Below are 9,875 nucleotides of genomic sequence, written 5' to 3'. Positions count from 1 at the left end.
CCCTTTTTGCGCCGGCGGCAGGGCGCTTCCGCCAACGCCTAATGCGGCCGCTCGGGCCTCATCCGGTCCAGGGGGCGGTACACGACGAAATACATGGTGATAATGCAGGCCAGGCCTCCGATCACGTTGGAGATGGGCTCGGCCAGATACACCCCGTCCACCCCCAGGCCCAGCGGCGGAAGGAGCAGCGTCAGGGGCGCCACGATAAAGGCCTTGCGCAGCAGGGAAAAAAAGACCGCCTGCCTGGACTTTCCAAGGCCAACAAAGGTAGATTGTCCCACGAACTGAAAGGACATGAAAAAGAACGTGGCGAAGTAAATGCGAAACGCCCGGATCCCTTCGGCGATCAGGTCGGGTTCATCGTTGAAGATCCGGATCAGGGTCTCCGGAAAAACCAGCGTCAAGGCCCAGACCACAATGGAATAGCCTACCGTCACCACGGCGGTGAACCGGATGCCCTGCCGCACCCGCCCGTATGCTCCGGCTCCGTAATTATAGCCCAGCACCGGCTGGCAGCCGTGGGTGATGCCCGTGACCGGCATGGAGATGACCTCCCGGATGGAGTTGACCACGGTCATCACGCCCACATACAGATCCCCGCCATAGTGCTGGAGGCTGGCGTTGCACAGGATCTGCACCAGGGAATTGGTCAGGGCCATGACAAAGCCGGAAAGGCCCAGGCCGAGGATGCGCTTCACCCGGGCGGCCTGAAGATGGAAGGCAGACAGGCGCAGGCGCAGGATGACCTTCTTTCCCGTCAGGAATTTCAGCACCCAGGCGGCGGAGCAGGCCTGGGAGAGGATGGTGGCCAGAGCCGCGCCCTTCACGCCCAGATCCAGCGCAAAAATGAAGATGGGGTCCAGCACGATATTCACCACCGCCCCCAGGGCCACGGTGAGCATGCCCATCACGGAAAAGCCCTGGGCGTTGATGAAGGGATTCATCCCAAGCCCGATCATCACAAACAGGGTCCCCAGCAGGTAAATGGTCAGATAGTCGTTGGCGTAGGGAAAGGTCACGTCGCTGGCCCCGAACAAATACAGGATGGGACGCCGGAACACGAGGCAGAACACGGACAGCCCCGCGCCGAACAGCAGCAGCAGCACAAAGGAGTTGCCCATGATGCGCTCGGCCTCTTCGTTCTCCCCCCGCCCCCGGTGGATGGAGCACAGGGGCGAGCCGCCCATACCGCACAGGTTGGCAAAGCCCATCAGAATGGAAATGATGGGCAGGCACAGCCCCAGGCCGGTCAGGGCCAAATGGCCCGGCAGACGGCCCAGGTACATCCGGTCCACGATATTATAAAGAATATTGATGAGCTGCGCCACCGTCATGGGCACAGCCATACGCAGAATATTGCGGGGCACGCTCCCCTTGGAAAAGTCGTTGGCGTCGGCAGCCACCCTTGGCCCCCCTCTCTTGCTTTTTTACAGAAAATAGGCTTTAATATAATATTATAACTTCTTTTATCCTGTTGGACAAGAGGGAGGGATCGTCTATGCAGCCGCTTTGCGCAGATACGCTTTTACCGGACGCCCGGCGGCTTTTGCCGGAGCTCCGGTCTCTGAAGGACGACCTGCACCGGCATCCGGAACTGAGCTTTCAGGAAACACGTACCACGGCGCTTCTGAAGGCGCGCCTGACCGGCCTGGGCCTGGAGCTGGCGGAGCTTGGCATGCCCACCGGCGCGGCCGCCCTGCTGCGGGGCGGCCGGCCAGGCCCCACGGTCGCCCTGCGCGCCGACATCGACGCCATCGCCCAGCAGGAGGCCCCCCGGGAAGGAGCGCGGTCGGAGGTCCCCGGCGTGATGCACGGCTGCGGGCACGATTTTCATACCGCCTGTCTCTGGGGCGCGGCCCGGCTGCTGTCCCAGCGGCGTGAGGCGCTGGCGGGAAACGTGGTTTTCCTGTTCCAGCCCGCCGAGGAGATCACGCAAGGCGCCCGGGCCATGCTGGAGCACGGCCTGCTGGAGAAGCTTCCCGCCCGGCCCCGCTGCCTGTTCGGCCTTCATAACCGCCCCGAGCTGCCCGCCGGGACCATCGCAGTCATGGAAGGGCCGGTGATGGCCGGGAAATCCCACTTCACCATCACCCTTCACGGCAAGGCGGGCCACGGGGGCTCGCCGCACAAGTGCGCCGATGTGATCGTGGCGGCCTCCGCGGTGGTGAGCGCCCTGCAAACGGTGGTCAGCCGCAGTACCGATCCGCTGGACAGTCTGGTGTGCTCCGTGCTCTCCATCCACGCGGGCACGCCGGAAAACTTTGTCCCTGATACCCTGACGATGACGGGCAGCATCCGCGCCCACGACGGCGCGGTCCACGCCCGGGCCGAACAGCGGCTCCAGATGCTGGCCGAGGGCGTGTCCGCCGCTTACGGCTGTACCGCCCAAGTGACCTTCCAGCCCGGCGTGCCCGCCACCGTCAACTCCCCCGCCCTGACCGCCCTGGCCCGCAGGGCCGCCGAGGCCCTGGCCGGGAAGGCCAACGTGCTTTGCCCCCCGCCCGATATGGGCTCGGAGGACTTTGCCGTGCTCGCCCGTGAGATGCCCGCCTTCTTCTACTGGCTGGGTTCCGGCTTCCCCGGCCGGGCCAACGCCTGCTGGCACAGCGAGCGCTTTTGCACCGACGACTCCGCACTTCCTCTGGGCGCCGCCCTGCTGGCGCAGTCGGCCCTGTTGGGGCTGGACGCCCCTGAGGAGCCGCTCCATTAAAACGCGCCCCGGACGTCCAAGCCGTCCGGGGCGCCGCTGTGCCGGATCAGATCCGTTTCCACTCCACGCCGTTGGGCGTATCCTTGATCTCAACGCCCATGGCCTTCAGCTGGTCCCGGATGGCGTCGGCCTTCCCCCAGTCCTTGGCGCGTTTGGCCTCGGAGCGCCGGGCGATGAGCGCCTCGATCTCCGCGGCCCCCTCGCCGGACGCAGCCTGGGCCTGCTGCTCCTTCCGGGCGGCGGCGCGCTCCAGCAGCTCCAGTCCCAGCACCTGGTCGTAGCTTGCGATCAGCGCGCGCTTGGTCGCGTCGTCCAGGTCCGCCTTGAGCACGTCGTACAGGGCGGTGACCCCCAGGGAGGTGTTCAGGTCGTTGCCCACCGCCTCCCGGAAGGCCGCCTCGTACTGCGCCGCTGCCTGTGCGTCCACCGCACCCGCTTCAGTGAGAGCGGCCACGCGGGAGACCAGCTTATCGTAAGCGGCCTTGGCATTGTCCAGGTTTTCCCACGAAAACACCAGCGCCTTGCGGTAGTGGGACTGAAGGCAGAACAGCCGGTAGACCAAGGGATCATATCCCCGCTCCTCCAGGGTGGAGACGGTGGTGAAGCCGCCCTTGGACTTCGACATTTTCCCTCCGGCCGTGTCCAGGTGGGCCACGTGCATCCAGTAGTTGCACCAGGGATGGCCCAGATAGGCCTCGGACTGGGCGATCTCGTTGGTGTGGTGGGGGAAGGCGTTATCCACGCCGCCGCAGTGGATGTCCAGATGCTCCCCGCAGTATTTCATGGAGATGCAGGAGCACTCAATGTGCCAGCCTGGATAGCCCACCCCCCAGGGGGAATCCCACTTGAGGGCCTGGTCCTCGAACTTGGACTTGGTAAACCACAGGACAAAGTCGTTCCGGTTGCGCTTGTTGGCGTCTGCTTCCACGCCCTCCCGCACGCCTACCGCCAGATCCTCCTCGTCGTGGTCGTTGAAGACGTAGTATTTCGCCAGCTTGGAGGTGTCGAAATACACGTTGCCCCCCGCCGTATAGGCGTAGCCTTTCTCCAGCAGGGCGGAGATCACCTTGATATAGTCCCCGATCATGCCGGTGGCAGGCTGCACCACGTCGGGATACTTGATGTTGAGCTTTTTGCAGTCGTCAAAAAAGGCGTCGGTATAGAATTCTGCGATCTCCATGACGCCCTTATGCTCCCGCTTGGCCCCCTTGAGCATCTTGTCTTCGCCGGTATCCGCGTCGGAAGCCAGATGGCCCACGTCGGTGATGTTCATGACCCGCAGCACGTCATAGCCTTCGTAGCGCAGGAATTTCTCCAGCACGTCCTCCATGATGTAGCTGCGCAGGTTGCCGATATGGGCGAAGTGGTAAACGGTGGGGCCGCAGGTGTACATCTTCACCTTGCCCGGCTCCCGGGCAACGAAGTCCTCTTTTTTGTGGGTCGCGGAATTATACAGTTTCATACGTTTTTACTCCTTGCCTGTTCATCCAGTAATTGTTCCAGCCACTCCAGCCGGGAGCTGAGGGCCTGCAGTTCCTTTTGCACGGGGTCCGTCACGTGGATCTGATCCACCTGGCCGGCATAGTCCACCTTCTCGCCCGCGATCCGCACCACCCGCGCCGGTACGCCCACGGCGGTGGAGTCCGGCGGGATCTCGCTCAGGACCACCGCGTTGGCGGCGATACGGGAATTATCCCCCACCTTGAACGGTCCCAGCACCTTGGCCCCGGTGGAGACCAGCACATTGTTGCCCAGCGTGGGGTGACGCTTGCCCTGGTCCTTACCGGTACCGCCCAGGGTCACTCCGTGATAGATCAGGCAGTCGTCCCCCACCTCGGCGGTCTCGCCGATGACGATGCCCATGCCATGATCGATGACCAGCCTGCGTCCGATTTTGGCGCCGGGATGGATCTCGATCCCCGTCCAGCAGCGGCTCCACTGGGAGACCACCCGGGCCAGGAATTTCAGCCTGCGGCAGTACAGGAAATGGGCGATCCGATGGTAAATGACGGCGTGCACGCCGGGGTAGAGCAAAAAAATCTCCAGGCGGCTGCGGGCCGCCGGGTCGCGGGCCTGATACGCCCGCAGGGTCTCGCCGAGTCTGGTCATAAGCGGCTCCTCTCGCGCAAAAAATCTTCCACGGCCCGGTTAAAGGCCGCGCTGTTTCGGTTTGCAATAAAGTGGTCCCCAGGCAGGATGACCAGCTCCGCCCCCGGAATGGAGGCGCAGATGCGCCGGGTGTGGCCGGCGCGGATCATATCCCGCTCTCCTGCAATCACCAGGGTGGGCATGGTCAGCGCACCCAGCGAAGCCGGATCGATGTGCGGCTGTGTGACCATGAGGCCCAGCCGTTCCTGCTTTGCGGCCGCCCTGGGATCGAACCTGGCGCAGAGGCCGGCCAAAGCCCAGCCCAGACAGATGGGCAGTTGTACCGACGCCCGGACTCCCCCGGGGTTCAGGTTCGCCCCGTTGAGGATCAGCGTCTGCACATACTCCGGCCAGCGCAGGGCAAAGAGCAGAGCGATGTTGGCCCCGTCGGAAAATCCCAGCAGATGGACCCGGCGCAGCCCCCGTCCATCCAGGAATTCCTTTAGATCCAGGGCAAATTGCTCCAGCGTGAAGGGTGCGCTGCCCCGCGGACTTTGCCCATGGCCGCGGGTATCCACCGCGATCACGCGGTACGTTTGGGCGAAGTGTTCCAACTGGCGGTGGAAGTAACCGCTCTCTTCCCCGTTTCCATGGAGGAGCACCAGGGGAAATCCGCTCCCCCGCTGCGTATCATGCAGGTCGATGTCCATGGCGCCCCCCCTGTCCGCAAAACGAAAAACGCCTCTTATGCCCGCAGGCATAAGAGGCGACAAAATCGCGGTTCCACTCTCATTTCTCACTTGAAAGCCGTTAACGGGGCCAACCGGGGATACTCCCACCGCTCCCGGACGCACTTGGCCCGGTTCCTCCCTGGGCGCGCTCTCAGCCGGTGACGCTCCCTCTCTGGCGGGTCTTTGCCGGGTTACTCTTTCCGTTCCTCGCGGTCGTTTCCTATGCTTTAGTATATTATCACGCGGGTGCGATGGTGTCAAGCGCCGCCTTGAAAAGCCGGGCGCGCCGTGATCAGCTGTAACCAGATCTAACGCGGGATACCCGTTCCGGTTGGCTGACCGGGCGCTCTCCCGGCCGTATCCTATCCAAAAGGGGGTATTCCTTTGCGCCGTATTCTGGCCCAAAACCTGAAGCGGCTGCGGCGCCATTACACCCTGGATACGCCGGCGAAGGCCGCCGCCGCAGAGCTGTCGGGGCACGCGGCGATCAGCCGCGCCCATGCGGAAAGGGGCTGCAAATACGCCGGATCCCTGCCCGTCCGGCCGGACCCCGGCGGAAAGGCCATGAAGCTCCAATGGTTCTTCGAACAGACACAGCGCGCACCGGCAGGCCGCCCAGCGGCCTGCCGGTGCGCGTCAGCCGGACAGCAGGATGCGGTCGTTGTCCAGTCCCTTCCCCACGCCCGCCTTGAAGCGCTCCAGCAGGTCGCTGACGGTGAGGCCCGAGCGCTCTTCGCCGGACACATCCAGCACGATGCGGCCGGAATCCATCATCAGAGTGCGGTTGCCCAGGGACAGGGCCTGCTGCATATTGTGGGTGATCATCATGGTGGTCAGCTTATGCTCGGCCACGATGTCCCGGGTAAGCCCCAGTACCTTTTCCGCCGCGCCGGGGTCCAGGGCGGCGGTGTGTTCGTCCAGCAGCAGCAGCTTGGGGGGCACCATGGTGGCCATCAGCAGGGTCAGCGCCTGCCGCTGTCCGCCGGAGAGCAGGCCAACCGGCTGGCGCATCCGGTCCTCCAGGCCCATGTCCAGCAGGGCCAGCCGGTCCCGGAAGCGGGTCTTTTCCGCCCGGCTCACCCGGGAAAACCAGCCGCCGCTTCCCGCAGCCAGGGCCAGGTTCTCTTCGATGGTCATACCGGGGGCGGTGCCCCGCAGAGGGTCCTGGAACAGGCGGCCGATGCGCTTGGCCCGCCGATACTCCGGCTGGAAGGTAATGTCCCGCCCGGCAAGCAGAATGGAGCCGGAGTCGGTGAGGAAGCTGCCTGAGATTGCGTTGAACAGCGTGGACTTGCCCGCGCCGTTGGAGCCGATGATGGTGACGAAATCCCCCCGCTCCAGGTGGAGGGACAGCCCGGTCAGCGCCTGCTTTTCGTTGACAGTGCCTGGGTTAAAGGTCTTTGAGATGTTGGAAATGGTCAGCATGGCTTACCGCCCTCCCTTCGCCGTGCCGCTGCGGTGGGACAGGCGGCGGCGGATCATGGGCCATCGGCGCTTCAGATAGGGCCCGGAGATGGCCAGCACCACGATGACCGAGGACACCAGCTTGAGCATGAAGGCCGGCATGTTGAAGCGCAGGGCCACGGTGTATACCAGCCGGAACAGGAAGGAGCCCAGCACCACCCCCACGGCCCGGCTGAGGATGCTCCCCCTGCCCAGGATGGTGCGGCCGATGAGCAGGGAGGCCAGGGCAATGGTCACCATACCCGTGCCGATGTTGATCTCCGCCGACTTCTGAGACTGGGCCAGCAGGCAGCCGGACAGGCCGGTAAAGGCGTTTGCCACGCACAGGCCCACGGTAGTGGTGAAGATGGGATTGATGGAGGAGGCCCGCACCATGTCCGGGTTGTTGCCGGTGGCCCGGATGGCAAGCCCCAGCTTCGTATTCAGGAACAGCGTCAGCACCGCCAGCGCCAGCGCCACTGCGGCCAGGGCCACCACAAGCTTATACTGCCCCGCCAGGGGGGTGCCCTCCAGCCGATCCTTGACCAGGGTGAAGACCGTCTCCGCCTTGTTCATGTTCAGCAGGGAGGCGCCGCTCATGACCGCGATATTGATGGAATAGAGCGCGGTATTGACGATGATGCCGGCCAACAGGCTGTCCACCCCCAGCCGGGTCTGGAGCAGAGCGGTAATGAAGCCGGAGCACACCCCCGCCGCCATGGCCGCGGCCAGCGCCAGGAAGGGGTGACCGGAGAGGGCCACCGCGGCCCCGACCGCAGCCCCCAGGGTAAAACACCCGTCGGTGGACAGGTCGCACACATTGAGCATGGAATAGCTCAAAAACAGCGCCAGTACGGTCAGCGAGCAGATCAGCCCAAGCTCCAGGGCGGTCTGGCCCAGGGAGAGGACGGTCGTCAGGTCCATATCGGACAAGCCTCCTTAAGACGCGCCGCGGGGACCGCTTCACGCGATCCCCCGGCGTCTGCGTATGGAATCGGGATGATGATTGAGACGGTGGAAAAGCGCTTCGCCGCTTCTTCCGGAAGGCTGCACGAACGCTTCCCCCTGCGCTCTTGCGAAATGGCCGGCATACCGTTCACGAGAAGCGTCATTTCCGGCGCGCAGCGCGGGGAGGAGGGCATGCTTCTGCCGGGCGCTCCTGCGGGAGGGCTTTTCGACAAGCCGGATTATTGGGCCAGTTCGCCGAAGCTCTCGGCCGTGGTGATGGTGGCGACCTTGGTGCACAGAGGCGCGAAGGCAGCCTCTACGGCATCGAAATCCAGCCCCAGCGCCGCGCAGGTATCGGTATTGACGGTCGCGGTGCCGTTATCGAAGGTCATGACCGGGGTGGAAGCCGGGTCGCTGCCGTCCAGCAGGATGCCGGCGGCCATATTAGCGGTCTCCACGCCCAGATTGGCATAGTCCACACCATAGCCCAGGAACGCTCCGTTCAGGGCAAAGGAGTCGGCGCCGGTATAATGGGGGATCCCCGCTTCGATAAAGGTCTCATAGATGGACAGCTCGGCGGTCATAATGGTATTGTCGGTGGGTGTAAAAACGGCGTCCACCCCGTCGGCCACCAGGGCCTGGGCGGCCAGCATCACCTCGTCGGTGGTCGTGCCGGTACGCTCCACGTAATCGATATGATTGGCCTCCAGGAACTCCTTGGCGTGGGCGATAGGCGTGGCGGAGGAATCCTGGCCCTGGTCGTACAGCAGGCCGATCTTGGATGCCTCTGGGTCGGCGGCCAGGATCAGATTCATGATGGAGTTGGTATCCAGGTAATCAGAGGTGCCGGTCAGGTTGGCGCCGGGGGCCTCCAGGCTCTCCACGACGCCGGCGCTCACCGGGTCGGACACGGCGGAGAAGACCACGGGGATCCGGTTATCCTCGGTCGCGGCCTGCATGGCCATGGCCACCGGGGTGGCCACGCCCACCATCAGGTCCACATCGTCGGCAATGAAGTTGGCAATGATCTGGTTCATTACGTTGGAGTCGGCGTTGCAGTTGTCATAGGAGACCTCAAAGCGCACGCCCTTCTCTTCTCCGATAGCGGCCAGCCGGTCCCGGATGTTCTCCACGATCTGGTTCAGGGAGGCGTCGTCCACGTAGTTGCAGATGCCCACCTTGTAGACGGCGGCGGGCTCTCCGGCGGGGGGAGTATCGCCTCCGGCGGGCGTGGGAGAGGCGGCGGGGCCGGAACAGGCGGCCAGAGACAGGGTCAGGGCCGCGGCGGCGGCCAGGGAGACGAGTTTGGTTCCAGTGTGCAGTTTCATGTTCGTTTCCTCCAATAAAGTAAAATCCAGGCGGCAGATGGAGCCGGCCCCTTGCCGGGGGCGCCGGGGCTGAAGCGCAAAAAAACGCTTTTGCCCCATTGCTGGGACAAAAGCGTTTGAACGCTCCTGCGATACCACCCAAATTGACGTTAAAAACGTCCGCTCGCTTCACGCACCATCATGCGTGCCCGATGGGTAACGGGTGGGGTCCCGTCGGCATCTACTTGGTCGCCCGTTCAAGCCGCCCTCAGAAGTCCATTCGCCGGTCCCCTCAGGCCCCGATCTCACCCTCCGGGGCTCTCTTTGCATCGGAATCGCCGGTTACTTCTCTTCCTCACAGGTTTGCGTGGTTCAATTGTTATAACGCATTATACGCACCTGTTCAGACTTTGTCAACCCTTTTTTTGCGCAGGAAGGCGAATTTCGTCTCCGAGCAGATGACGGCGAAAAAGATCAGCACGAAGCCCAGCACCATCAGGGCGTTCAGCGCCTCCTCCCCCACCAGGATGGAGCACAGTACGCCGAAGGGCGCTTCCAGGGACAAAAGCACGGCCGCGGTGGCGGGCGCGGTGTACTTCTGCCCGATGTTCTGGAACAGAAGGGCCCCGCAGGAGGAGAAGATCACCA

General features: G+C 63.8%; 9 protein-coding genes and 1 other annotated feature. Of the genes, 1 reads left to right on the top strand and 8 read right to left on the bottom strand.

The features are described 5' to 3' along the window. Window positions 1-38: 38 nt before the first annotated feature. Window positions 39-1,346, bottom strand: coding sequence for an MATE family efflux transporter (locus MR825_RS08775; RefSeq protein ID WP_353845875.1), 1,308 nt, complete (start codon window positions 1,344-1,346; stop codon window positions 39-41). Window positions 1,347-1,498: 152 nt separating this feature from the next. Between MR825_RS08775 and MR825_RS08770 the strand changes: the two genes are divergently transcribed. Next, window positions 1,499-2,710: a M20 family metallopeptidase gene (locus MR825_RS08770; RefSeq protein ID WP_287880232.1), complete on the top strand. Its 1,212-nt coding sequence runs from the start codon at window positions 1,499-1,501 to the stop codon at window positions 2,708-2,710. A gap of 46 nt (window positions 2,711-2,756) precedes the next feature. On the opposite strand, the gene cysS is transcribed toward MR825_RS08770, so the two are convergent. From cysS to MR825_RS08735, 7 genes are all read right to left on the bottom strand, one after another. After that, window positions 2,757-4,172, bottom strand: a complete 1,416-nt coding sequence (gene cysS / locus MR825_RS08765) for a cysteine--tRNA ligase (RefSeq protein WP_287880230.1) — start codon at window positions 4,170-4,172, stop codon at window positions 2,757-2,759. Beyond that, on the bottom strand, window positions 4,169-4,819 hold the full coding sequence (gene epsC, locus MR825_RS08760; protein WP_287880228.1) for a serine O-acetyltransferase EpsC: 651 nt from the start codon (window positions 4,817-4,819) through the stop codon (window positions 4,169-4,171). The genes cysS and epsC overlap by 4 nt, the downstream gene beginning before the upstream one ends. Further along, the gene (locus MR825_RS08755) at window positions 4,816-5,508 is read right to left on the bottom strand and encodes an alpha/beta fold hydrolase (protein WP_287880225.1); all 693 of its coding nucleotides are present in this window, start codon (window positions 5,506-5,508) and stop codon (window positions 4,816-4,818) included. The genes epsC and MR825_RS08755 overlap by 4 nt, the downstream gene beginning before the upstream one ends. 657 nt (window positions 5,509-6,165) lie before the next feature. Continuing rightward, window positions 6,166-6,954: an ABC transporter ATP-binding protein gene (locus MR825_RS08750; protein ID WP_256174803.1), complete on the bottom strand. Its 789-nt coding sequence runs from the start codon at window positions 6,952-6,954 to the stop codon at window positions 6,166-6,168. 3 nt (window positions 6,955-6,957) lie between these two features. Then, complete coding sequence (locus MR825_RS08745) at window positions 6,958-7,896, bottom strand: ABC transporter permease (protein WP_186907601.1); 939 nt, start codon at window positions 7,894-7,896, stop codon at window positions 6,958-6,960. A gap of 263 nt (window positions 7,897-8,159) precedes the next feature. Continuing rightward, window positions 8,160-9,248, bottom strand: a complete 1,089-nt coding sequence (locus MR825_RS08740) for an ABC transporter substrate-binding protein (RefSeq protein ID WP_287880221.1) — start codon at window positions 9,246-9,248, stop codon at window positions 8,160-8,162. 99 nt (window positions 9,249-9,347) lie between these two features. Then, window positions 9,348-9,595 (bottom strand) — a binding site (T-box leader). A 35-nt stretch (window positions 9,596-9,630) separates the two neighbouring features. Next, window positions 9,631-9,875: EamA family transporter (locus MR825_RS08735; protein ID WP_287880218.1), on the bottom strand; the 245-nt coding region annotated here is incomplete at its 5' end.

The organism is Lawsonibacter sp. (genome assembly GCF_022777125.1).
GTDB lineage: Bacteria > Bacillota > Clostridia > Oscillospirales > Oscillospiraceae > Lawsonibacter_A > Lawsonibacter_A hominis.
This window is presented reverse-complemented; position numbering and strand designations above follow the sequence as displayed.